Here is a 23,064-nt window from a genome sequence, read left to right on the forward strand (position 1 = left end):
GTGCCCGCAGGGCGCCGTGCGGTCCGGCATGTTCGAGCTGGTGCGCGGCCTGGGCCTCTACAACAATCTGCTGAGCCTGGTGCTGTCCTACCTGATCTTCACCCTGCCATTCACGGTCTGGGTGCTGACCACCTTCATGCGCGATCTGCCGGGCGAGATCGAGGAAGCGGCGATCCTGGAGGGCGCCACGCCCTTCGTGCTGGTCACCCGCATCTTCCTACCGCTGCTGTGGCCGGCGATGGTGACCACCGGCCTCCTGGCCTTCATCGTGGCCTGGAACGAGTTCCTGTTCGCGCTGACCTTCACACTGACCAATACGCAGCGCACGGTGCCGGTCGCCATCGCGCTGATCACTGGCGGCAGCGAGCATGAGCTGCCCTGGGGCAACATCATGGCGGCCTCCGTCACCGTCACCGTGCCGCTGATCCTGCTGGTGCTGGTTTTCCAGCGCCGTCTGGTGGCCGGGCTGACGGCCGGCGCGGTCAAGGGATAGGGAAACATGGCCTCCGTCAGACTGGGAAAGCTCCGCAAATCCTTCGGCAGGACCGAGGTGATCCGCGATATCGACCTGGAGATCGCGGATGGCGAGTTCGTCGTCTTCGTGGGCCCGTCAGGCTGCGGCAAGTCCACGCTGCTGCGACTGATCGCCGGGCTGGAGGATGCGACCGGCGGAGACATCTGGATCGGCGAGGACAAGGTGACCGCGACGGAGCCGGCGAAGCGCGGCGTATCCATGGTGTTCCAGTCCTATGCGCTCTACCCGCATATGACCGTCCGCAAGAACATCGCCTTCGGCCTCAGCCTGTCGGGTGCCGCGAAGGAGACGGTGAACGAACGGGTCGGCCGTGTCGCCGGCATGCTGCAGATCGGCGAGTTGCTGGACCGCCGGCCGCGTGAGCTGTCGGGTGGGCAGCGCCAGCGCGTGGCCATTGCCCGCGCCATTGTGCGGGAGCCGCGCGTCTTCCTGTTCGACGAGCCGCTGTCTAACCTCGATGCCGCCTTGCGCGTGCAGACCCGTGTCGAGATTGCGAAGATCCATCAGGATCTGGGCGCCACCATAATCTATGTGACGCACGATCAGGTGGAGGCGATGACGCTGGCCGACCGCATGGTGGTGCTGAATGGCGGCCGGGTGGAACAGGCGGGGAAGCCGGCGGACCTCTACCACAAGCCGGATAATCTGTTCGTCGCACGCTTCCTAGGCTCCCCGCCGATGAACCTGCTGCCGGTGAAAGTCGGTGCGGCTGGGCTCGATCTGCCGGGCCTGCGCAAGGCGGAGACTCTTGGGGTGCGCTCGGAAGACATTGCCCTCAGCGCCGATGGGCCGCTGGAAGCGACAGTGACGCTGGTGGAGGAACTGGGCGAGACACGGCTGGTGCATGCCACGCTGGACGATGGCGGGAAGGGCGATTCGGTGGGCCTCGCCTTCCGCCATCGCGAGGACCCGCCGCCAAAGCGGGGCGACAAGGCCAGGCTGGCGCTCGATCCGGCGCGCTGCCACCTGTTCGACAAGGACGGGAGGCGGCTTTAGCCGATCTTCTCGGCAATCGCCCGGAACACATCCTCGAACATTTCCGGCGTCAGCCGTCCGGTGTTCGTGTTGTAGCGCGAGCAATGGTAGGAATCCGCCAGCAGCACGCCGCCGGGCATCTCGTGCAGCGCGCCGTGGCCGAAGGGATAGAGCACCTTGCGCACGCCATAGGCGGACAGCACGGAGGTATGCGCGATCGACCCCAGCGCCAGGATGATGCGCAGGGCAGGCAGGGCGGCCAGTTCCGACTTCAGATAGGGCCGGCAGGCATTGATTTCCGTCGGAGTCGGCTTGTTCTGCGGCGGCACGCATTTGACCGCATTGGTGATGCGGCAGCCCGTAAGATGCAGCCCGTCGGCGGGATCGCGGCCATATTCGCCCTGCGCCCAGCCGAATTTCACCAGCGTGGGATAGAGCAGGTCGCCGGCATAGTCGCCGGTGAAGGGACGGCCAGTGCGGTTCGCCCCCTTTAACCCGGGGGCCAGCCCGACGATCAGCAGTTTCGCAGAGGCATCGCCGAAGGGCGGGACGGGGGCGTTGAAGAAGCCCTCATGCTTCTGGCGGTTCTCCGCCCGGAACGCGGCCAGCCTGGGGCAGATCTGGCAATCGCGTTCGGGCTGCAGGGCGCCCGGTATCACCGCCGGCCGCCGGTACGGTCCTGGAAGATCACCTCGGCCTCGTCCTCGCCATCCTCATCATCGAAATCGTCCGGCCCGGCGAAGCGCTCCTGGCGGTCGTCGCGGCGCGGACCCTGATGCTGGCGGGCGATCTCGCCCTCGATATCCATCAGCTCGATGAAGCTGTCGGCCTGACGGCGCAGCTCGTCGGCGACCATCGGCGGGCTGGAGCGAACGGTGCTGACCACGGAGACCCGCACGCCCTTGCGCTGCACCGCCTCGACCAGCCGGCGGAAATCGCCATCGCCGGAAAACAGGACGATGTGGTCGACATGCTCGGCCATTTCCATCACGTCTATGGCCAGCTCGATATCCATGTTGCCCTTCACCTTGCGGCGGCCGCTGGAATCGGTGAACTCCTTCGTCGGCTTGGTGACCATGGTGTAGCCATTGTAATCCAGCCAGTCGATCAGCGGGCGGATTGGCGAATATTCGGCATCTTCCACCAGCGCCGTGTAGTAAAAGGCGCGAAGCAGACGACCCTTCTGCGAGAAATATCCGAGGAGCTTCTTGTAATCGATGTCGAATCCGAGCGCACGGGCGGCAGCGTAGAGATTCGACCCATCTATGAAGAGGGCGGTCTTTTCTTCTCTGTAAGAGATCATGTCCTGGCTTTCTTGAATATGAGCTTGGTCAAAAGAATTGAAGGTTAAATGCTTGGCTTTAACTTTTTTCTTTTCCCACAAAAATACTGATTTCCCATTTATCTAAGGTGCATAATTGGCTATGGCAAGGGCCGATGTCGGCTTTTGTCATGATGTCGGCAAAGCCGGGAACGGAGGACGGGGCGCAATGATCCTGATGGCGATAGGGTCCAACCTGCCGGGCGCAGGGTTCGATACACCGCGCGCGGTCTGCCTTGCCGCCCTGGAGGTGCTGGAGCGTGATCCCGACATCCGGGTTGTCGCGCGGTCCCGGCTGTTCGAAAGCGCACCGGTGCCGCTGTCGGATCAGCCCTGGTATGCGAATGGCGCCGTGCTTGTGGAAACCGCACTGCCGCCAGCCGTGCTGCTGGCAAGGCTGCATGAGATCGAAGCGCAGTTCGGGCGCGTACGGCAGGTCCGCAACGAGGCCCGGGTGCTGGATCTCGATCTGCTGGCCTATCATGATGTGCAGAATGACAGGGCGGAGGTGCCGCCGCTTCTGCCGCATCCACGCCTGCGGGAGCGAGCTTTCGTGCTACGGCCGCTGCTGGATATCGCGCGGGGCTGGTGCCATCCCGGCGATAGCAGGGACATTCCCGCGCTGCTGGCGGCCCTGCCGCCGGGGCAGGCGCTTCACCCGATCCGCTAGGCGAGCATTTTTCAAGCTTTCCTTGTGTTGCGGTGCGGCAGCCGCTATATCTTTCCGTTCGTGACGAATTCCTACTTTCCGGAGAGTTGAATGGCCCGCGTTACGGTCGAAGATTGCGTTGAGCGGATTCCCAACCGGTTCGAGCTGGTGATGATGGCCAGCCATCGTGCGCGGCAGATTGCGTCCGGCGGATCGCTGACCATCGAACGGGACAATGACAAGAACCCCGTCGTAGCCCTGCGGGAGATCGCCGACGAGACCATCGAGCTTGAGGTGCTGAGCGAGGCGCTGGTGAAGCGCGAACAGCACACCCAGGAGCCGGATGAGCTGGTCGAGGACGATACGCTGGAGCTGATGGCGAGCGAGTCCGGTATTCTTGGCCCGCAGGGTGCCGATGACCGGCCGCGCGCCGCCGCCGAGGACGATGATTCTGAGGGTGAGGCTGAAGAAGCCGGCGCGCAGTTTGAGGATATCGACGACGATATGCTGCGCGACGAGCGCTGATTTTCTTATGCAAAGCCGGCCCTCCCTGCGCCATCGACATGGCAGGGAGGCCGGCTTTTCTTATATATTATGTATGAAAAGGTCTTCTCGTAACCGGCTGGACGGCGCGCCATGATGCGTCAATACGAATTGGTCGAGCGTGTTCGCTCCTACGATCCGCGTGCGGATGAGGCGAAGCTCGATCGCGCCTACGTCTATGCCATGAAGATGCACGGTTCGCAGAAGCGGGCCTCGGGCGACCCTTATTTCTCGCATCCAATCGAAGTCGCCGGCATCCTGACCGACCTGAAGCTGGATGGCGATTCCATCGTCACCGCGCTGCTGCACGACACCATCGAGGATACTGACGCCACGCTGGCGGATATCGAGCAGCTGTTCGGCAAGGAAGTCGCACGCCTCGTCGATGGCGTCACCAAGCTGACCCGCATCGAGCTGCAGTCCGACCAGTCCAAGCAGGCGGAGAATTTCCGCAAGCTGGTGCTGGCGATGTCGGAGGATATCCGCGTCCTGCTGGTGAAGCTGGCCGACCGGCTGCACAACATGCGCACGCTGCACTTCGTGAAGAGCGAGGAGAAGCGCCGGCGCATCGCCCTGGAGACGCTGGAAATCTACGCGCCGCTGGCCGAGCGCATCGGCATCCACACCTGGAAGGATGAGCTGCAGGATCTGGCGTTCCGGCAGCTGCATCCCGATGCTCGGGAATCCATCGTCACGCGCCTGGCGTTCCTGCGCGAGCAGGGCGAGCCGCTGGTTAGCCGCATCATTGCCGAGCTGAAGAAGCTTCTGGCCGAATATGGCCTGCCTGGCATCGAGGTGTCGGGGCGGGAAAAATCGCCCTTCTCCATCTGGGAGAAGATGAAGCGCAAGAATGTCAGCTTCGAGCAACTCTCCGACATCATGGCGTTCCGCGTCATCGTGGATTCGGTAGAGCATTGCTATCAGGCGCTCGGCATCATCCATGCGCAGTTCCCCACCGTGCCCGGTCGCTTCAAGGATTACATCTCGGTGCCGAAATCGAACGGCTACCGCTCGCTGCACACCGGTGTCATCGGGCCGGAGCGCCAGCGCATCGAGATCCAGATCCGCACGCGCGACATGCACCAGACAGCCGAGCTGGGCGTGGCCGCGCACTGGGACTACAAGCAGCACAGCGGCGAGCATCAGAAGGAAGGCCGGAAGTACCGCTGGATACGCGAGCTCCTTGATATTCTGGAAAGCGCGGCCGGTCCCGAGGAGTTCCTTGAGCACACCAAGCTTGAGATGTACCAGGATCAGGTCTTCTGCTTCACGCCCAAGGGCGACCTGATCTCGCTGCCACGCGGCGCCACCCCCATCGACTTCGCCTATGCCGTCCATTCCGAGGTCGGCGACCGCTGCGTCGGCGCGAAGCTGAATGGCCGCCTCGTGCCGCTGCGCGCCCAGCTGAAGAATGGCGACCAGGTGGAGATCGTTACCTCCAAGTCGCAATCGCCGTCGCCGACCTGGGAAGAATTCGTCGTCACCGGCAAGGCCAAGGCCTGCATCCGCCGCTTCATCCGCCAGCAGAAGCGCGACGAGTTCATGACGCTGGGCCGCACGATCACGGAAAAGGCGTTCCGGCAGGAGGGTATTCCCTTCACCGAAAAGGCGCTGGAGCGTGCGCCGCAGATCTTCAAGCTGGAGAAGCTGGACGATCTGTTCGCGCAGGTGGGCGAAGGGCTGCTGACCGGCCTGCATGTCGTCCACACGCTGTTCCCGGAGACCAAGCGTAACCGGCCGGAGGCGAAACCCGCCGACGGCAAGGTGGTGCCGATCGCGCGGGCGCGCAACAAAGCGCGCAGCCGCGATGGCGCGGTCCCGATCCGCGGCCTGATCCCCGGCATGGCGATGCATTTCGCCAAATGCTGCCACCCGCTGCCTGGCGACCGTATCGTCGGCATTGTCACCACCGGCAAGGGGGTGACCATCCACACCATCGACTGTGAGGTGCTGGAGCAGTTCCACGACACGCCGGAACGCTGGCTGGATGTCGCCTGGGACGAGCCGGGCGAGGGGGCGGACCGTCATGTCGGCCGGCTGTCGGTCATCATCTCGAACGAGCCCGGCAGCCTTGGCAATTTGACCATGACCATCGGCAAGAATCGCGGCAATATCAATAATCTGAAAATTACCAACCGCTCGCAGGACTTCTTTGACATTCTGGTTGATGTCGAGGTTGAGGATGTGAAGCACCTGACCAACATCATCGCCGCGCTGCGCGCCAGCCCGATGATCAACTCCGTGGACCGCGCCCGGGGTTAGCGCTTGACGGCGGCGATTGTCGCGATGACATCGCTGGATGCGCGGCAGGCCTGCGGCAGGCTGGGCCTGCATGGCCTTTCCAACATCGGCTCCCTCATCATATCCTTGGCATTCCATTCGACCTGCGGAGAATGACCATGTCGGCCAATGCTGCTATCCGCCATCTGCGACTTGGCGTGAACATCGACCATGTGGCGACCATCCGTAATGCGCGCGGTGGCGGTCATCCCGATCCGGTGCGGGCGGCAAAGCAGGCCGCGCAGGCGGGTGCTGACGGCATCACCGCGCATCTGCGCGAGGACCGGCGCCACATCTCCGACAAGGATATCGACCGGCTGGTGGGGGAGATCGACCTGCCGCTGAACCTGGAGATGGCGGCGACGGAAGAAATGCTGGCCATCGCCTTGCGTCACAAGCCGCATGCCGCCTGCATCGTGCCGGAAAAGCGCACCGAGGTGACGACCGAGGGTGGTCTGGATGCCGCCCGGCTGAAGGGCGAGCTGATGCGCTATACGCAGGAGCTGGGCGCTGCCGGCATCCGGGTGTCGCTGTTCATCGAGCCGGAGACGGCGCAGCTGGAGGCTGCTGTGGCCCTCGGCGCGCCGGTGGTGGAGCTGCATACCGGTGCCTATTGCGAGGCAACCGGGGCGGAGCGTGACCGCCATCTGGCCCGCATCGTTGCCGCCGCCCGGAAGGCGGAGGAGCTGGGGCTGGAATGCCATGCCGGCCACGGCCTGAGCTTCGATACGGTGGGGCCGGTGGCCGCCATCCCGACGATCCACGAGCTGAATATCGGGCATTTCCTGATCGGCGAGGCGATCTTCAGTGGGCTGGACAGCGCCATCAAGCGCATGCGCTCGCTGATGGACAAGGCCCGCGCCGAGGCGATTGGCGAACGCTCGGCCTGATCGCATTCTTTTGCCTGCAACCTTGTGATAGGGGCGCTTTTCGGGCATATGCTTGGGAAGCTCGTCCTTCGCCTTCCGCGAAGGCTATCCCCAACAGCATGGTTCTGGCACAGTGAGCAAATCTGGAGGGATCGGCGAAACGATCCGCACAGTCGTTTATGCGATACTCATCGCGCTTGGTATCCGCACTTTCGCCTACGAGCCGTTCAACATCCCGTCGGGGTCGATGATCCCGACCCTGCTGGTGGGCGATTACCTGTTCGTCAGCAAGTTTTCCTATGGCTACAGCCGCTATTCGCTGCCCTTCGGCCTGCCGCTGATTCCGGGCCGCATCCTGTTCACCGAGCCAGAGCGCGGCGATGTCGTGGTGTTCAAGCTGCCACGCGATAACGAGACTGACTACATCAAGCGCATCATCGGCCTGCCGGGGGATCGCATCCGCATGGTTGATGGCCGGCTTTACATCAATAACGAGCTGGTGAAGCGCGAACGGATCGAGGATTTCGTGCCGGAGGAGGCACCCAATGTCCGCGTGACACAGTTTATCGAGACACTGCCGAATGGCCGTCGCCACCGCATCCTCGAACGGTCGGACAATGGCATGCTGGACAACACGCCGGAATATGTCGTTCCGGCCGGCCATTATTTCGGCATGGGCGACAATCGCGACGATTCGGTGGACAGCCGCGTGCTGGCCGGCGTCGGCTATATTCCGCGCGAGAATCTGGTGGGCCGGGCGGATGTGCTGTTCTTCTCCACCAACGGCACAGCGGCCTTGTGGGAAATCTGGAAATGGCCCTTCGCGATCCGGTACGATCGGCTGTTCGATGGAATCCGCTGACCGGATGGCTTGACCATGGCGCAGGGCGCCACTGACACCGATATCGGGACGCTCGCCGCACGGCTGGGGCATGATTTCGCGCGGCCGGCGCTGCTGACCGAGGCGCTGACCCATCTGAGCGCCACGGAGCGCCGCTCGGCGGCCTATGAGCGGCTGGAGTTCCTGGGTGACCGGGTGCTGGGGCTGATTGTGGCCGAGGCGCTGTTGGAACGCTTCCCGAAGGAGCGCGAGGGCGATATTGCCAAGCGGCATGTCGGGCTGGTGCGGCGCGAGGCGCTGGCCCAGGTGGCCAGGACAATCCGGCTGGGCGATCATCTGAAGCTGTCGCGCAGCGAGGCCGATGCTGGCGGGCGCGACAATGATGCGCTGCTGGCGGACGCCCTAGAGGCGGTCATCGCCGCCCTCTACCTCGATGGCGGGCTGGAGGCGGCCCGAAGCTTCGTGCTGCGCGAGTGGGAAGTGCAACTGGCGGATTCCGGCCGGCCGCCGCAGGATGCCAAGACCGGCCTGCAGGAATGGGCGCAGGGGCGAGGCCTGCCGCTGCCCAGCTACCGCGAGGTCGGGCGGGAAGGGCCGGCGCATCAGCCGGTCTTCACCGTCGAAGTGACGGTGAAGGGCCAGGAACCAGCCGAGGGTACCGGCCCCTCGAAACGTGTTGCGGAACAGCAGGCAGCGCAGGCGCTGCTTGACAGGGTGACAAAGGGAAAAGGCACATGACCGACACAGCGGCTCCGGCCGGTACGCGCTGCGGCTATGTCGCGCTGGTCGGCGCGCCGAATGCCGGCAAATCCACGCTGATGAACGCGCTGATCGGCGGCAAGGTGTCCATCGTCAGCCCAAAGGTGCAGACCACCCGCACGCGGGTCACCGGCATCATCGCGGAAGGTGACAGCCAGATTATCTTCGTCGATACGCCGGGCATTTTCGTGCCGAAGCGGCGGCTTGATCGCGCGATGGTGCGCGCCGCCTGGGACGGGGCGAAGGACGCGGACCGGATCGTGCTGCTGGTCGATGCCTCGCAGGCCCGGCTGGATGAGGATAGCGAGCGGATTATCGCCGAGCTTGAGAAGTCCGGCCAGACGGCCATGCTGGCGCTGAACAAGATTGACCTTGTGAAGCACCGTGAGGTCCTGCTGGCCAGGGCTCAGGCGCTGAATGAACGCTTCCCCTTCACCCGGATTTTCATGATCTCGGCGGCGACGGGCGACGGCATTGCCGATCTGCGCGCCCATCTCGCCGGCGAGATGCCGGAAGGGCCGTGGCTGTATCCCGAGGATGAGATGACCGACATGCCGCTGCGCCTGCTGGCGGCGGAGGTCACGCGCGAGAAGCTGTTCCTGAACTACCATCAGGAAGTCCCCTACGGCCTGACCGTCGAGACCGAGAAGTGGGAGGATTTCAAGGACGGGTCGGTGAAGATCGACCAGACCATCTATGTCCAGCGCGACAACCACAAGGCCATCGTGCTGGGCAAGGGCGGGCAGGCGATCCGCTGGGTGCGCGAACAGTCACAAAGCGAGCTGGAAGCGATGATGGAGCGCAAGGTGCATCTCTTCCTGTTTGTGAAGGTCCGCGAATCCTGGGACGAGGACCCGGAGCGCTTCAAGCCCTGGGGGCTGGAATGGAACGCGTGATGACGGTTCTTCCTTCCATCGTCATGGTCGGACTTGATCCGACCATCCAGCGAGCGGCACCGCTTAACTGGACCCTCGGGTCAAGCCCGAGGGTGACGATCAAAGATTAGTTGATGGACTGGACCGACGACGGAATCGTGCTGAGTACGCGGCCGCATGGCGAAGGCTCACTCGTCCTGTCGCTGCTGACAGTGGATCGTGGCCGCCATGCCGGGTTGGTGCGCGGCGGCGGATCGGGGCGCCAGCGCGGCATGTTCCAGCCGGGCAATCTGGTCCGGGCGAGCTGGCGGGCGCGCCTGGCTGAGCATCTGGGCAATTACAGCTGCGAGCTGCTGCAGGCTCATGCCGCGGCCCATCTGGAAGACCCGCTGAAGCTCTCTGCGCTGGCCTCGGCCTGCGCCGTCGCCGATGGTGCGCTAGCCGAGCGGGAGCCGCATCCGGCGGTCTATGAGGGGCTGCTGGCGCTGATCGGGCTGCTGGACAGCGCGGTCTGGGCCGCCGCCTATGTGAAATGGGAAACCGGTCTGCTGGCCGATCTGGGCTTTGGGCTCGATCTTTCGCGCTGCGCCGCCACCGGCCTGAACGACGATCTTGCCTATGTCAGCCCACGCACCGGCCGCGCGGTGTCGCTGTCGGCGGGCGAGCCCTACCGCGACAGGCTGCTGCGGCTGCCGGGCTTCCTGATCGGCCGGGGCGACGACACGCCGGAGGAAATACTGCACGGGCTGGATCTCACCGGCTTCTTTCTGGACCGGCATGTGTTCGGCCTGAATCATAAGACGCTGCCGGCGGCGCGCATACGATTCATTGACCGGCTGCGGCAGTCGGCTACTATATCTGGTGGAGGTGTGACCGAATGACCAAGAGCCAGACAACCGGCGAAATCCGCGATACAGGCTTGGCGGAGGCGCTCAGCGAGCGCTACCTGTCCTATGCGCTCTCGACCATCATGTCGCGGTCGCTGCCCGATGTGCGCGACGGGCTGAAGCCGGTGCATCGCCGCCTGCTGTTCGCCATGCGCCAGCTGGGGCTGGTATCCAGCCAGGGACACAAGAAGTCGGCCCGCGTGGTCGGCGATGTCATCGGTAAATATCACCCGCATGGCGATTCGGCGATCTATGACGCGCTGGTCCGTCTGGCGCAGGATTTCGCGCAGCGCTATCCGCTGATCGACGGGCAGGGCAATTTCGGCAATATCGACGGCGATAACGCGGCGGCCATGCGGTACACCGAGGCGCGGCTGACACCGGTGGCCGAGCTGCTGCTGGAAGGCATCGACGAGGATGCCGTCGATTTCCGCCAGACCTACGACGGTGAGACGGAGGAGCCGGTGGTGCTGCCGGCGGCCTTCCCGAACCTGCTGGCCAATGGCAGCCAGGGCATCGCGGTCGGCATGGCGACCAGCATCCCGCCGCATAATGTGGCGGAGCTGTGCGGCGCGCTCAGCCATATCGTGAAGGAGGAGATGCTGGGCGGCGGCGGTCCGGTCTCCACGGCGGCGTTGCTGACCCATATCAAGGGGCCGGACTTCCCGACCGGCGGGTCGATCGCCGAGGCGCCGGAGGCGATCCTGCAGGCCTATGAGACGGGGCGCGGCAGTTTCCGCGTGCGCGCCCGCTGGCAGGTCGAGAAGCTGAATCACGGGCTGTTCCAGATCGTCGTCACCGAAATTCCCTATCAGGTGCAGAAGTCCCGCCTGGTCGAGAAGATCGCCGAGCTGATGCAGGCGAAGAAGCTGGCCATGCTGGGCGATGTGCGCGACGAATCGACCGCCGATGTCCGCCTGGTGCTGGAGCCGAAATCGCGCAATGTCGATCCCGCCGTGCTGATGGAGAGCCTGTTCCGGCAGACCGAGCTGGAAAACCGCATCTCGCTGAACATGAACCTGCTGGACCGCGAGGGCGTGCCGCGGGTCATGACCCTGCGCGAGGTGCTGCGCGACTATCTGGCGCATCGCGAGGAAGTACTGCGGCGCCGGACCGCGCACCGGCTGGAGCATATCGCGCGCCGGCTGGAAATCCTCGGCGGCTATCTGGTCGCCTATCTGAACCTGGACGAGGTGATCCGCATCATCCGCGAGGAGGACGAGCCGAAGCAGGAGCTGATGACCCGCTTCGAGCTGTCGGACCTGCAGGCCGAATCGATCCTCAACATGCGGTTGCGCGCCCTGCGCAAGCTGGAGGAAATTGAGATCCGCAAGGAGTTCGATGCGCTGACGGAAGAGCAGGCCGACCTCACCGACCTGATGGCGAAGGAACCCCGGCGCTGGAAGATCGTCGGCAAGCAGATCGCCGATTTGCAGAAGCGTTTCGGCCAGGATACGGCGCTGGGCAAGCGCCGCACCGATATCGAAGGCCCGCCCTCCGAAACGGTGGTGCCGCTGGAAGCAATGGTCGAGCGCGAGCCGGTGACCGTGCTGTGTTCCGCCAAGGGTTGGGTGCGCGCGCTGCGCGGCCACAATCTCGATGTCGCGGAAACCAAGTACAAGGAAGGGGATGAGGCGCGCTTCGCCATCCCCTGCGAGACGACGGACAAGCTGCTGGTGTTCACCGCCGATGGCCGGTTCTTCACCATCGGCGTGGACAAGCTGCCACGGGGCAGGGGCTTCGGCGAGCCGATCCGGCTGATGATCGACCTGGCGCAGGACAAGGACATTGTCGCCCTGATGGTGCACAAGCCGGGCCGCAAGCTGCTGGTGGCCTCCGATGACGGGCGCGGCTTCCTGGTGAAGGAGGAGGATGTGCTGGCGCAGACCCGCACCGGCCGGCAGGTCGTCAATCCGGGCGATGGGGCGTCGGCCACGATCTGCATCCCGGCGGAGGGTGACAGCGTTGCCGTGGTCGGCAGCAACCGCAAGCTGCTGATCTTCGCGCTGGAGGAAATCCCGGAGATGCAGCGCGGGCGCGGCGTGATCCTGCAGAAATATGCCGGCGGCAAGCTGACCGATGTGAAGGTGTTCAACCTGGCAGACGGCATCAGCTGGACCCTGAATGGCGGCCGGGTGCGGACCGAGACGGATCTGCTGACCTGGCGCATGAAGCGTGCCGGGGCAGGCCGCCTGGTGCCGCGCGGCTTCCCGCAGAACAATCGCTTCAACTGACGGCGCGCCGGCGCTATAAGGCCGGAACTTTCCGGCTGCAAGCCGGGCGTAAACGGGAGACATAAAAGATGACGAGCATGACCGGATCGCAGGCGCTGGTGCAGCGCTATTGGCCTGCCCGTGAACAGGCCGGAATGGCGCAGGGCGCTATCCGGGCGCTGGCGCTGATCGCCTTCGGCAGCCTGTTCCTGGCCGTCATGGCGCAGGTGAAGGTACCGATGTGGCCGGTGCCGATCACCTTCCAGACCTTCGCCGTCCTGTTGCTGGGCCTGACCTATGGCGCGCGGCTTGGTACCGCGACCATTCTGGCGCATGTCGCGCAGGGTGCCATGGGCCTGCCGGTCTTTGCCGGTGGTGCGGGCGGCATCGCCGTGCTGATGGGGCCGACCGGCGGCTATATTGCCGGCTTCGTGCTGGCAGTCATGCTGACCGGCTGGCTGGCGGATCGCGGCTGGTCGCGGCGCATCCTGCCGGCCATCGCCGCACTGGTGCTGGGCAACCTGGCGATCTATGCGCTGGGGACCGGCTATCTGAACACTGCCTTCATTGGCGACTGGCAGAAGACCCTGGCGGGCGGCGTTCTGCCCTTCCTGGTGGGCGATGCGCTGAAGATCGCCCTGGCGGTTTCGGTGCTGCAGCTGGGATGGCGCAGCCGGAACTGAAGCGATTGAAAGGCCCCGCAGCAGTCGGGGCCTTTCTCTTATGGCTTTTTCAACGCCATTTCGCTAAATAGCTGCGCATAATATATCGCTGCATCCGCCGGCAAGAGCGGACAGCGGACAGTGGGTTGGTGAGTTGCGAGCGGGAGGCCATGTGAGCGCCCTGGAGAGTTTTGTGCGTCTGGTAGACTCGATGAACGAGTATATCGGGCGTTTCGTGTCCTGGTTTACCCTGGCCACGGTAATCATCTGCTTCGTCGTCGTGGTCCTGCGCTATGCCTTCGGTATCGGCATATTGTGGCTGCAGGAACTGTATGTCTGGTCGCATGCCATCGTGTTCATGGTGGGCGCGGGCTACACCATGCTTCACGGCGGCCATGTCCGGGTCGATATCTTCTATGACCGGCTGGATGTCCGGAAGAAGGCCTGGACCAATATCTTCGGAACCATCGTCTTCCTGCTGCCCTGGCTGGCCGTGGTGGCCTATTACGGGGTGGGTTTCTTCGAGGCGTCCTACAGGGTCGGCGAATCCTCGCCGCAGGGCGGCGGCATGCCGGCGCTCTATGTTCTGAAGAGCCTGATCCTGGTGTTCTGCTTCCTGGTCGGGTTGCAGGGGCTGGCGCTGATGGGGCGCAGCATCCTGATCCTGAAGGGCCATGCCGGCTTCCTGCCGGAACCCGAAGAATTCACCAAGCGCTAGGACCCTACGATGGATAAGGCTCTTCTCGGCGAACTGATCGCCATGCTGATGTTCATCGTCACGATCTTCATCGTGCTGGTGGGCTACCCGGTTGCCTTCACCCTGGCCGGCACGGCGCTGATCTTCAGCGTCCTCGGCCATTTTCTGGGCGTCTTCGACTATGCCTTCCTGACCAGCCTGCCGGCCCGCTATTTCGGCACAATGATCAATGAGGTGCTGGTCGCGGTGCCGCTGTTCGTCTTCATGGGCGTGATGCTGGAACGCTCCCGCATCGCCGAGGCGCTGCTGGAGACAATGGGCCAGCTGTTCGGCACGCTACGCGGCGGCCTCGGTATCTCGGTGATCCTGGTGGGCACGCTGCTGGCCGCCTCGACCGGCATCGTCGGTGCCACGGTCGTCACCATGGGCCTGCTCAGCCTGCCGGCGATGATGCGGGCGGGCTATGATCCGAAGCTGGCCAGCGGCATCATCTGCGCCTCGGGCACGCTGGGGCAGATCATCCCGCCCTCGACAGTGCTGATCTTCATCGGCGACATGCTGCAGGGCGCGAACCAGGCCGCGCAGCTGGCCAAGGGCAATCTGGCGCCGGATCCGGTGTCGGTCGGCGATCTGTTCGTTGGCGCACTGCTGCCGGGCCTGCTGCTGGTCGGGCTCTACATCATCTGGATTCTGATCCGTTCCGTCGTCAGCCCGCAAAGCTGCCCGGCCATCGAGATGACGGCGGCACAACGCCGTGGCCTGCCGCTGCGTGTGATCAAGGTGATGGTGCCGCCGCTGCTGCTTATCATCGCGGTACTCGGCTCGATCCTTGCCGGTTTCGCCACGCCGACCGAATCGGCCTCCGTCGGCGCGGTTGGTGCGACCATCCTTGCGGCGGCCAACCGTCAGTTCAATCTCGGCATCCTGAAGCAGGTCATGCGCTCGACCATGACCATCACCTCGATGGTCTTCATCCTGCTGCTGGGTGCCTCTGTCTTCTCCGTCGTGTTCCGCGGCCTTGGCGGCGAGAAGGTGGTGGAGGACGTGCTGTCCAGCCTGCCGGGTGGCCAGTTCACCGCGATCCTGGCAGTGATGGCGCTGATGTTCCTGCTGGGCTTTTTCCTGGATACCTTCGAGATCATCTTCATCGTGGTGCCGATCACGGCCCCGGTGCTGCTGATGATGGGTGTTGATCCGGTCTGGCTCGGCGTGATGATCGGCGTGAACCTGCAGACCAGCTTCCTGACACCGCCCTTCGGCTTCGCGCTGTTCTATCTGCGCGGTGTGGCGGCAAAGCTGGTCAGTACCGGGGCGATCTATCGCGGCGCGGTGCCGTTCGTGGCAATCCAGGTGCTTGCCATCGCCATCCTGTGGGAATTCCCGTCGCTGGCGACCTGGCTGCCGGAGATCGTGTTCGGCGAACCGGCGCCTGCCGCTGCCGTGCCGGGCTCCGACCAGCCGCCGCAGAGCCTGGAGGATATGCTGAAAGGCACGCAGGATACGCTGACACCTGGTGGCGGGGACAGCTTCTCGGACCCGACCAGCCAGTTCAAATAAGCATCGGCGCCAGCGGAAAACTGGCAAAAGAAAACCCGCCCCGGTTGTCCGGGGCGGGTTTCTTGTTGGTGTGGTGCCGCAATCAGCCCGGATATTTGAAGGGCAGCGAACGGGCGTTGGTGTAGCCCTGCTCGGTGATGCGGGTGTAGCTCATCAGCAGGCGGCGAGCCTTCAGATACTCCTCGGCGATCTTCTTCACCATCGGATCGCTGCTGGCCAGAAGCTCTTCCATCAGCTCACCCGACTTGGTGCCGAAGGCCTCCAGAATGTCGCGGGAGAACTGCTTCAGCTGTACGCCATGATCGCGGATCAGCGTCTGCAGGGCCGGGCCGGAACGCTGGTTGAACTCAGCGACCATCAGCTCGTTCTCGGCGGCACAGCAGGCCTCGATGATGGCCTTGATGTCCTTCGGCAGGGCGTCGTACTTCGCCTTGTTGAAGGTCGCCTGGATGCCCGGGGCCGGCTCGTGGAAGCCCGGATAGTAGTAGAACTTCGCGACCTGGTGGAAGCCGAGCGACAGGTCGTTATAGGGGCCGACCCACTCGGTGCCGTCGATCGCGCCGGACTGCAGCGCCGGGAAGATCTCGCCGCCCGGCAGCAGCACGACGGTGGCGCCCAGCTTCTGCAGCACCTGGCCGCCCTGGCCCGGCATGCGGAACTTCAGGCCCTTCAGATCGTCGGCGCTGGTGATTTCCTTGCGGAACCAGCCGCCCATCTGCACGCCGGTATTGCCGGCATGGAAGGCCTTCAGGTTGAACGGGGCGTAGAATTCGTCCCACAGCTCCTGGCCGCCGCCCCACTTGATCCAGGCGTTCAGCTCATGCGTGGTCATGCCGAACGGCACGGTGGAGAAGAACGGCGTGCCGGCCGACTTGCCGATATGATAGTAGGCGGCGTCATGCCCCATATCGGCGGTGCCGCTGGAGACGGCGTCCCAGACCTGAAGGGCGGGGACAAGCTCGCCACCGGCGAACACCTTGATGCTCAGCCGGCCATCGGTCGCGTCGGTGATGCGCTTGGCCAGGCGTTCAGCACCGGTGCCGAGGCCCGGCAGCCCCTTCGGCCAGCTGGTGACCATGCGCCATTCCATCTTGCCCTGGCTGAGGGCCGGGGCCGGAAAGGCCGCCGCGGTGGCCGCGACACCAGCACCGCCAAGCGCAGCGCTCTTCAGAAATTTACGACGTTCCATACGTTTGCTCCCTGTTGCTGTCGGGTCTTGTGACCCGCGATCTTGCTTATCTGCCGTGCGGTTTCTTGAGCCCGCAGAATCAAATATGCGCACGGATTATATTCGGTCCGAAAGCCGCCGCAACTGGCGACCGCGCCCGTGGGTGAAGTTTGTGGCAAACTTTATCCGCTGTCACGGATATAGGGGGCACGGATAAAGGGTCACGGATAAAGGCCGGGATTGGCGAACATGGTGGGGGCCGGACGGTCGGTGCCGCAGCTCGACACTTCGGGGTTCTCGGGGTCCAGCAGTTCCCAGCCGTTCATGCCAAGGCCTTCCAGAGGCCTGAAGCGGGTCTTGTAGGCCATCTTCTGGCTGCCCTTGATCCAGTAGCCGAGATAGAGATAGTCCAGCCCGGCCTGGAGGGTGCGGTTGACCGCATCTAGGATCATGAAGGTGCCGAGCCCGTGGCGCGGCGCCGCCGGATTGTAGAAGCTGTACACCGCCGACAGGCCGTCGCTCTGACGGTCGGCCAGCATGACCGCCACCAGCTTCTGGTCGCGGTCGCGATATTCCACCAGCCAGGTGTCGATCGGCGACACCTCCACCATGTCCCGATAGTCCTCATAGGTCATGAAGGACATCTCGCCGCCGAGATGCCGTCCGGCCTGATAGGCGGTGAACAGCCTGTACTGCTCCCAGCTGGCCGAGGCGGGAACCGCTTCGCCATGCAGATGCGCATTGGCGCGCAGGATGCGGCGCTGGCTTCGGCTGGGCTGGAAATCGCGGGCGCGCAGCCGCACTGGCACACAGGCCTGGCAGCCGGGGCAGGCCGGCCGATAGACCAGGTTCTGGCTGCGCCGGAAACCGGCGATGGCAAGCTGGTCATAATGCGCCTGGGTGACCGCCTTGCCCAGATCGGCGACCAGCCGCCGCTCCACCCGGTTGTTCAGGTAGGGGCAGGGCATCGGCGCGGTCCGGAAGAAATAGACCGGCGCGGTCAGAATGTTGCGGTCTCCCAGGAACATGTCGTGCTCCTATACGAAAAATTCGCGCTGGATATCGCCGGCGATATCCATGGCCTGACGCTGAATCCAGTCCGCGAACTCGTGCAGCCCTTCTTTCAGGACGCTGGCGATCTTCTGCTCGTCGAGGGCAGCGCGGACCTCATCCAGCCGCTCCAGCGCCGCCGCGCCGCCGCGCAGGCCATAGCGGCTACGCATCCGGTGCAGCAGATCATCCACCATATGAAAGCACATGGTGACCGACCGTGGGAAGCTGCTGTCGAACAGCAGGAAGTCGGCAACCAGCGCCGGGCTGAATCCTCGCGAATGGGCCCGCCGGAACGCGTGGTAGCCGGCGACGGAACGCAGCAGCGCGTTCCACTGGCTGGTATCGATTGCGGCACCCAGCGCCTGGTTGGAGGGCGCCAGAAGATGGTACTTGATATCCAGGATGCGCGAGGTCTGGTCGGCGCGTTCCAGATATTTTCCAAGCAGATAGAAGTACCAGCTGGCATCGCGATAGAAGGTACCCTCCGTGATGCCAAAATGGGTCTGGCAGTTTTCCTTGATCTGCGCACAGGTCTGCGACACGCCGGCCATGGCGATGTCGGCCGGGGTCATCGCGTTCATATTGTTGTAGAACACGTTGATGTGGGTCCACATCTCGGTGCTGATCAGCGGCCGGAGCGTGCGCGCATTTTCACGCGCGGCGCGGATCGACGACAGGATCGAACTGGGATTGTCCCGATCCAGCAGATAGAAATCGAGCACCGCCTTGGCGTTTGCCTGGGCATGCCGTTCGTAGAAGCGGGCGTCGTCGGAATAAATGGAGACGACGGAACTCCAGTTCACACTGCCGCTGCGATCACGCGTGAAGGTTTCGTGCACATCGAGGATACGGGCGAGGTTCTCAGCCCGCTCCATATAGCGGGCCATCCAGAACACGCACTCGGCGTAACGGGAGAGCAGGACCGTCACGATTCCAGCACCCAGGTATCCTTGGAACCGCCGCCCTGCGAGGAATTCACGACAAGCGATCCACGTTTCATGGCTACCCGGCTGAGGCCGCCGGGCAGCACCCAGGTCTTCTGGCCGGTCACGGCGAAGGGGCGGAGGTCGACATGGCGTGGTTCCAGCGCCTGTTCGATCAGGGTTGGACAGACTGACAGCTTCACCATCGGCTGGCTGATGAAATTGGCCGGGTCCTTCAGCAGTTTCTCCCGGGTGTCGGCCAGCTCCTCAAGGCTGGCGCGCGGACCGATCATCACGCCATAGCCGCCCGACTCGCCGACCGGCTTCACCACCAGTTGGGACAGGTGATCCAGCGTGTAGCGCAAGCCCTCGGGCTCCCGGCAGATATGGGTCTCGACATTGTTCAGGACCGGGTCTTCGCCGAGATAATATTTGATGATGCGCGGCATGTAGGCATAGACGGCCTTGTCATCGGCAACGCCGGTGCCGACCGCATTCGCCAGCCCGAGATTGCCGGCGCGGTAGGCACGCATCAGGCCGGGTACGCCCAGCATGCTGTCCGGGCGGAACACCTCTGGATCGAGGAAATCATCGTCGATCCGGCGGTAGATCGTGTGAACCGGCTGCAGGCCGGAGATGGTGCGCATATAGACGCGGTCGTTCTCGACAACCAGGTCGCGGCCCTCGACCAGGGGCACGCCCATCTCTCGGGCCAGGAAGATGTGCTCGAAATAGGCCGAATTGTAAGTGCCGGGGGAGAGCAGCACGACAGTCGGGTCCTGGATGTCGGCCGGGGCAATGTCGGCGCAGGCTTCCAGCAGCATCTGGCCGTAATTGCCGACGGGACGGATGCCAACGCCGCCCATCAGGTCGGCGAAGGTGCGCTGCATCATGTGGCGGTTTTCCACCACATAGGATACGCCGGACGGGCAGCGCCCATTATCCTCCAGCACCAGGAACTCTCCGGCCTCGTCGCGTACCAGATCAACGCCGCAGACATGGACGTAGGTATCGTGGGCGACTTTCACGCCGACCATCTGCTGGCGGAAATTCTTGTTGCCGAAGATCAGATCGGCCGGCACGACGCCGTCCTTCAGGATCTTCTGGTCGCCGTAGATATCCTTCAGGAACAGGTTGAGCGCCGTCACCCGCTGGATGACGCCACGCTCTAGATGATCCCAGTCGGCCGCCGACAGGACGCGCGGAATCACGTCAAAGGGCAGGATACGGTCGATGGCGTCGCTTTCCGAATAGACGGTAAAGGTGATGCCAAGGTTGAACAGTTCGCGCTCCGCGGCACGGGCGCGGCGCACCAGCTCTTCCGTGCTCATACCCTGCAGTCGTTCGATCAGGCCGGCATTGTGCGTTGCAGGCCGGTCCGATGTGCCAAATAGCTCGCAGTAATAGCCTGAGGCTTCATAGTCGGAGAGCAGGGGCTGCGTCGCTGTTCCGTCCATCCTCACCTTTCCTCTCCGGGGCGGGCCGAACGCCACCCCGCGCCGCCAGCCATCCTGGGCGGCATCGGCGGCTGTTAAAATATATATTAAAGGGTTGGCTGAAACCGCCTGACAATCAAGCGGTTTCCGTCAGAACCTAGCGGGGCGCGGGCGCCTGGGCCTGCTGCGGGCGGGCCGGTGCCTCGGCTGCGGCGGTATTGGTGCGTTCACGATAGACCTGGTCGCGCAGCAGCACGATGCTGATGCGGCGGTTCTGTGCCGAGCGCGGGTCTTCAGGCACGAACGGGTCCTTGTCTGCCTTGCCGATAACCCAGCCGATACGGTCTTCCGGCAGGCCAGCATTGACCAGCGCACGCCGGCTGGCATTGGCGCGGTCGGCCGACAGTTCCCAGTTGGTGTAGCCATTGCCGGCGCGATAGGGCAGGGCGTCGGTGTGCCCGGTGATGGTGATCTTGTTGGGCAGGCGGCCGATGACCTGGCTGACCTTCTCCATCAGCTGCTGGGTGTAGTCATACATGTTCGAGCCGCCCAGCGGGAACATGGCGCGCTCTTCCTGATCGACGATCTGGATGCGCAGCCCTTCGGGCGTCTGCTCAACGACGATATTCTCGTTCAAACCGGACAGGGAGGGGTCTGATTCGATAGCTGTGCGCAGCTGTTCCTCGGCGATCTCGAACTGCTGGCGCTCGCGCTCGGCCATGGCCTGTTCAAGCTGCTGTGCGTTCAGCTGCGCCTGGCGGCTCTTGCCGCTCCCGGATTCGGTTTCAGGCCCCTGGCCGACATTGGGCTCCTGGCCCTGGCCGCGGTTGCTCAGATCGCCGTCGGCTTCCTTGTCGCTGCTGCCGCGCCCCTTTTCCGGGCCGGACCCGATCTCGGAATAGCGGCTGCCGCTTTCCAGTTCCTGGCTGCCGAACTTGGATTCAATGTTCTCCGGATCGTCGGAATCCGGCTCGTTGGCCTCTGTGCGCTCGGCCTGCGGCCGGGTCTGCGCCGGGGTCGAGATCATCGGCGGCGAGGAGGCAGATTTCAGCGCGCCGGGCACGGTGACGGAGGTGCCGCCCAGCACACCGCCCGAACCGGACCGGCTGGAGCGCGAAATGGCGCTGGGATCGAAATAGTTGGAGATGCCCATCTTCTGCTCCTCCGTGGTTGCGTTCAGCAGCCACAGCAGGAGGAAGAACGCCATCATCGCGGTCACGAAGTCGGCATAGGCAACCTTCCAGGCGCCGCCATGGTGGCCGCCATGGCCACCCTTCTTGACCTTCTTGATGATAAGTTCTGGATGGTTGTCGCCAGCCATTCCGGTTCCGCTTTCCTATTCTTCCCTGATAGCCGTCCGCCGCCCTAGACGGGCGGCAGGGCGGCGACCGCCTCTTCAACTTCATAGAAGGTCGGGCGCACATGGCTCCACAGGGCCTTGCGGGCGAATTCCACCGACACGGCAGGGGCATAGCCGGACAGATGGGCCAGCAGTCCGGCCTTGATAACCGCCAGATACTTGGCATCCGCCTCGTTGGTGTTCTTGATGGCGCCAGCCAGCGGGCCGACGAAGCCGTAACACAGCAGAATGCCGAGGAAGGTGCCGACCAGCGCCGCGCCGATCAGTCCGCCCAGCACTTCCGGCGGCTCCGTGATCGAGGCCATGGTCTTGATGATGCCCAGCACGGCGGCCACGATGCCCAGCGCCGGCAGGCCGTCCGCCATGGTCTGCACCGCGCCGCCGACGGTTTCGGCTTCGTGGTGGTGGGTTTCCAGCTCCTCGTCGATCAGCGATTCCATCTCGTGCGGGTTATCAGTACCCAGCGTCATCATGCGCAGATAGTCGCAGAGGAATTCCATCGCGTGATGGTCGGCGGCGAATTTCGGGAAGGACTGGAAGAGGGAGCTTTCCTCCGGGCGCTCGACATGGCTTTCGATTGCCAGCATGCCCTTGGTCTTCGCCAGCTTGAAGATGGCGTAGAGCAGGCTGAGCAGCTCCAGATAGTCTTCCTTCTTGTATTTCGGCCCCTTCATCGCAATGCCGAAGGCCTTGCCGGTCTTGCCGAGGATATGTTTCGGGTTGGCGACGACATAGGCGCAGCAGGCGCTGCCGAAAATGAGGGTGAACTCGAAGGGCTGCCACAGCAGACCCATCTTGCCGCCCATCGCCATATAGCTGCCGAAGCAGAAGACCAGCACGCCAACCCAGCCGATTATGATGAACATGCCGTTGCTTCCTCTGTCTTGCCCATCCGCTCAGGATGCCCGTTCTGGACACCCGCCGCCCGCTCTGTCCGCGCCTTGATAAGGAGTCTTCGTTAATATTCTTTTATCACAAGAAACGATCGACGTCTTATCCTCGCGCAAAAGCGGGGCGCGGTACTTGCGCGCACCGATAATAAACGATGAAGCAAGGGTTATGCCATATACGGTATTAACCTCATTCTTCTGGCGTGGCACCGCCAAGTAGCCGTGTCGGAAAGCCAGCCTTATTAAGCCTTTCCACGATCTCGCGCACATGATCGGAGGTGCGTGTCTCGATAACGGCATCCAGTTCGGCCAGCTTCACCGGCACATTGTAGAACAGGCGCTGGTGGTAGATTTCGACGATATTGCCGCCGCTGTCCCCGATCAGTCCGGCAATTTTTGCCAGGGTGCCGGGGCTGTCGCTGATCTCGCTGCGGATGCGCACCAGCTTGCCGTCGCGGGCGAGACCGCGCAGCAGCACGGAAGACAGCATCCGCGTATCGATGTTGCCGCCGCAGATGACGGCGCCGACGCGGCGACCGCGAAACCGCTCCGGATGGGCCAGCAGTGCTGC

Annotated in this window: 22 protein-coding genes and 1 pseudogene; 14 read left to right on the plus strand and 9 right to left on the minus strand. The window is 63.8% G+C overall.

The window, feature by feature from the left end; all coding sequences use genetic code 11:
* Window positions 1–493 (plus strand): carbohydrate ABC transporter permease (locus MK313_RS14625; protein ID WP_287782508.1); only part of this gene is annotated, 493 nt, incomplete at its 5' end.
* A gap of 6 nt (window positions 494–499) precedes the next feature.
* The gene (locus MK313_RS14630; protein WP_287782510.1) at window positions 500–1,531 is read left to right on the plus strand and encodes an ABC transporter ATP-binding protein; all 1,032 of its coding nucleotides are present in this window, start codon (window positions 500–502) and stop codon (window positions 1,529–1,531) included.
* Here the strand turns inward: MK313_RS14630 and MK313_RS14635 are convergent.
* Together MK313_RS14635 and MK313_RS14640 are read right to left on the minus strand one after the other, a co-directional pair.
* Window positions 1,528–2,169, minus strand: a complete 642-nt coding sequence (locus MK313_RS14635) for a uracil-DNA glycosylase (protein WP_287782512.1) — start codon at window positions 2,167–2,169, stop codon at window positions 1,528–1,530. The genes MK313_RS14630 and MK313_RS14635 overlap by 4 nt on opposite strands.
* Window positions 2,166–2,813 (minus strand): NYN domain-containing protein, encoded by a 648-nt coding sequence (locus tag MK313_RS14640; protein WP_008944763.1) that lies wholly within the window; start codon window positions 2,811–2,813, stop codon window positions 2,166–2,168. Before MK313_RS14640 ends, MK313_RS14635 begins: the two co-directional genes overlap by 4 nt.
* Before the next feature lie 187 nt (window positions 2,814–3,000).
* Between MK313_RS14640 and folK the strand changes: the two genes are divergently transcribed.
* The 12 genes from folK (at window position 3,001) to MK313_RS14700 (ending at window position 15,663) form a co-directional block, all read left to right on the plus strand.
* Complete coding sequence (gene folK, locus MK313_RS14645) at window positions 3,001–3,501, plus strand: 2-amino-4-hydroxy-6-hydroxymethyldihydropteridine diphosphokinase (protein WP_287782515.1); 501 nt, start codon at window positions 3,001–3,003, stop codon at window positions 3,499–3,501.
* Between the two features lie 90 nt (window positions 3,502–3,591).
* Window positions 3,592–4,005 (plus strand): DNA-directed RNA polymerase subunit omega, encoded by a 414-nt coding sequence (gene rpoZ / locus MK313_RS14650; RefSeq protein WP_008944761.1) that lies wholly within the window; start codon window positions 3,592–3,594, stop codon window positions 4,003–4,005.
* 111 nt (window positions 4,006–4,116) lie between these two features.
* Window positions 4,117–6,285 (plus strand): RelA/SpoT family protein, encoded by a 2,169-nt coding sequence (locus MK313_RS14655; RefSeq protein ID WP_287782518.1) that lies wholly within the window; start codon window positions 4,117–4,119, stop codon window positions 6,283–6,285.
* Window positions 6,286–6,422: 137 nt separating this feature from the next.
* Window positions 6,423–7,193 (plus strand): pyridoxine 5'-phosphate synthase, encoded by a 771-nt coding sequence (locus MK313_RS14660; protein ID WP_008944759.1) that lies wholly within the window; start codon window positions 6,423–6,425, stop codon window positions 7,191–7,193.
* A gap of 112 nt (window positions 7,194–7,305) precedes the next feature.
* The gene (gene lepB, locus MK313_RS14665) at window positions 7,306–8,034 is read left to right on the plus strand and encodes a signal peptidase I (protein ID WP_287782520.1); all 729 of its coding nucleotides are present in this window, start codon (window positions 7,306–7,308) and stop codon (window positions 8,032–8,034) included.
* A gap of 15 nt (window positions 8,035–8,049) precedes the next feature.
* Window positions 8,050–8,751: a ribonuclease III gene (rnc, locus tag MK313_RS14670; protein WP_287782522.1), complete on the plus strand. Its 702-nt coding sequence runs from the start codon at window positions 8,050–8,052 to the stop codon at window positions 8,749–8,751.
* Entirely contained in the window at window positions 8,748–9,668 is a 921-nt protein-coding gene (gene era / locus MK313_RS14675; RefSeq protein WP_287782524.1) for a GTPase Era, read from the plus strand. The genes rnc and era overlap by 4 nt, the downstream gene beginning before the upstream one ends.
* Window positions 9,669–9,781: 113 nt before the next feature.
* Window positions 9,782–10,528: a DNA repair protein RecO gene (gene recO / locus MK313_RS14680; protein WP_287782526.1), complete on the plus strand. Its 747-nt coding sequence runs from the start codon at window positions 9,782–9,784 to the stop codon at window positions 10,526–10,528.
* Window positions 10,525–12,768 (plus strand): DNA topoisomerase IV subunit A, encoded by a 2,244-nt coding sequence (parC, locus tag MK313_RS14685; RefSeq protein WP_287782528.1) that lies wholly within the window; start codon window positions 10,525–10,527, stop codon window positions 12,766–12,768. The genes recO and parC overlap by 4 nt, the downstream gene beginning before the upstream one ends.
* A gap of 68 nt (window positions 12,769–12,836) precedes the next feature.
* Window positions 12,837–13,430: a biotin transporter BioY gene (locus MK313_RS14690; protein ID WP_287782530.1), complete on the plus strand. Its 594-nt coding sequence runs from the start codon at window positions 12,837–12,839 to the stop codon at window positions 13,428–13,430.
* 172 nt (window positions 13,431–13,602) lie between these two features.
* Window positions 13,603–14,127 (plus strand): TRAP transporter small permease subunit, encoded by a 525-nt coding sequence (locus tag MK313_RS14695; protein WP_244922205.1) that lies wholly within the window; start codon window positions 13,603–13,605, stop codon window positions 14,125–14,127.
* A gap of 9 nt (window positions 14,128–14,136) precedes the next feature.
* Window positions 14,137–15,663, plus strand: a complete 1,527-nt coding sequence (locus MK313_RS14700) for a TRAP transporter large permease (RefSeq protein ID WP_287782531.1) — start codon at window positions 14,137–14,139, stop codon at window positions 15,661–15,663.
* Between the two features lie 82 nt (window positions 15,664–15,745).
* Here the strand turns inward: MK313_RS14700 and MK313_RS14705 are convergent, their stop codons facing one another.
* The 7 genes and pseudogenes from MK313_RS14705 to MK313_RS14735 form a co-directional block, all read right to left on the minus strand.
* Window positions 15,746–16,852: a TRAP transporter substrate-binding protein gene (locus tag MK313_RS14705; protein ID WP_287782532.1), complete on the minus strand. Its 1,107-nt coding sequence runs from the start codon at window positions 16,850–16,852 to the stop codon at window positions 15,746–15,748.
* 200 nt (window positions 16,853–17,052) lie between these two features.
* Window positions 17,053–17,859 carry an arginyltransferase gene (locus MK313_RS14710; RefSeq protein WP_287782534.1) on the minus strand — a complete coding sequence of 269 codons (807 nt, stop codon included), beginning with the start codon at window positions 17,857–17,859 and terminating at the stop codon, window positions 17,053–17,055.
* A gap of 9 nt (window positions 17,860–17,868) precedes the next feature.
* Window positions 17,869–18,813, minus strand: a complete 945-nt coding sequence (locus tag MK313_RS14715) for an alpha-E domain-containing protein (protein WP_287782535.1) — start codon at window positions 18,811–18,813, stop codon at window positions 17,869–17,871.
* Window positions 18,810–20,264 carry a circularly permuted type 2 ATP-grasp protein gene (locus MK313_RS14720; RefSeq protein ID WP_008944747.1) on the minus strand — a complete coding sequence of 485 codons (1,455 nt, stop codon included), beginning with the start codon at window positions 20,262–20,264 and terminating at the stop codon, window positions 18,810–18,812. Before MK313_RS14720 ends, MK313_RS14715 begins: the two co-directional genes overlap by 4 nt.
* Before the next feature lie 136 nt (window positions 20,265–20,400).
* Entirely contained in the window at window positions 20,401–21,564 is a 1,164-nt protein-coding gene (locus MK313_RS14725; protein ID WP_008944746.1) for a flagellar motor protein MotB, read from the minus strand.
* 44 nt (window positions 21,565–21,608) lie between these two features.
* Window positions 21,609–22,469: a flagellar motor stator protein MotA gene (gene motA / locus MK313_RS14730; protein WP_008944745.1), complete on the minus strand. Its 861-nt coding sequence runs from the start codon at window positions 22,467–22,469 to the stop codon at window positions 21,609–21,611.
* A gap of 214 nt (window positions 22,470–22,683) precedes the next feature.
* Window positions 22,684–23,064, minus strand: a pseudogene (locus MK313_RS14735) (threonine ammonia-lyase); the annotation flags it as partial.

The organism is Oceanibaculum sp. (genome assembly GCF_022449305.1).
Taxonomy (GTDB): domain Bacteria; phylum Pseudomonadota; class Alphaproteobacteria; order Oceanibaculales; family Oceanibaculaceae; genus Oceanibaculum; species Oceanibaculum indicum.

Coding starts and splice junctions, on each gene's coding strand:
- MK313_RS14630 (WP_287782510.1), top strand. CDS start 500: ATGGCCTCCGTCAGACTGGGAAAGCTCCGCAAATCCTTCGGCAGGACC.
- MK313_RS14640 (WP_008944763.1), bottom strand. CDS start 2,813: ATGATCTCTTACAGAGAAGAAAAGACCGCCCTCTTCATAGATGGGTCG.
- folK (WP_287782515.1), top strand. CDS start 3,001: ATGATCCTGATGGCGATAGGGTCCAACCTGCCGGGCGCAGGGTTCGAT.
- rpoZ (WP_008944761.1), top strand. CDS start 3,592: ATGGCCCGCGTTACGGTCGAAGATTGCGTTGAGCGGATTCCCAACCGG.
- MK313_RS14655 (WP_287782518.1), top strand. CDS start 4,117: ATGATGCGTCAATACGAATTGGTCGAGCGTGTTCGCTCCTACGATCCG.
- MK313_RS14660 (WP_008944759.1), top strand. CDS start 6,423: ATGTCGGCCAATGCTGCTATCCGCCATCTGCGACTTGGCGTGAACATC.
- rnc (WP_287782522.1), top strand. CDS start 8,050: ATGGCGCAGGGCGCCACTGACACCGATATCGGGACGCTCGCCGCACGG.
- era (WP_287782524.1), top strand. CDS start 8,748: ATGACCGACACAGCGGCTCCGGCCGGTACGCGCTGCGGCTATGTCGCG.
- recO (WP_287782526.1), top strand. CDS start 9,782: ATGGACTGGACCGACGACGGAATCGTGCTGAGTACGCGGCCGCATGGC.
- parC (WP_287782528.1), top strand. CDS start 10,525: ATGACCAAGAGCCAGACAACCGGCGAAATCCGCGATACAGGCTTGGCG.
- MK313_RS14690 (WP_287782530.1), top strand. CDS start 12,837: ATGACGAGCATGACCGGATCGCAGGCGCTGGTGCAGCGCTATTGGCCT.
- MK313_RS14700 (WP_287782531.1), top strand. CDS start 14,137: ATGGATAAGGCTCTTCTCGGCGAACTGATCGCCATGCTGATGTTCATC.
- MK313_RS14705 (WP_287782532.1), bottom strand. CDS start 16,852: ATGGAACGTCGTAAATTTCTGAAGAGCGCTGCGCTTGGCGGTGCTGGT.
- MK313_RS14710 (WP_287782534.1), bottom strand. CDS start 17,859: ATGTTCCTGGGAGACCGCAACATTCTGACCGCGCCGGTCTATTTCTTC.
- MK313_RS14720 (WP_008944747.1), bottom strand. CDS start 20,264: ATGGACGGAACAGCGACGCAGCCCCTGCTCTCCGACTATGAAGCCTCA.
- MK313_RS14725 (WP_008944746.1), bottom strand. CDS start 21,564: ATGGCTGGCGACAACCATCCAGAACTTATCATCAAGAAGGTCAAGAAG.
- motA (WP_008944745.1), bottom strand. CDS start 22,469: ATGTTCATCATAATCGGCTGGGTTGGCGTGCTGGTCTTCTGCTTCGGC.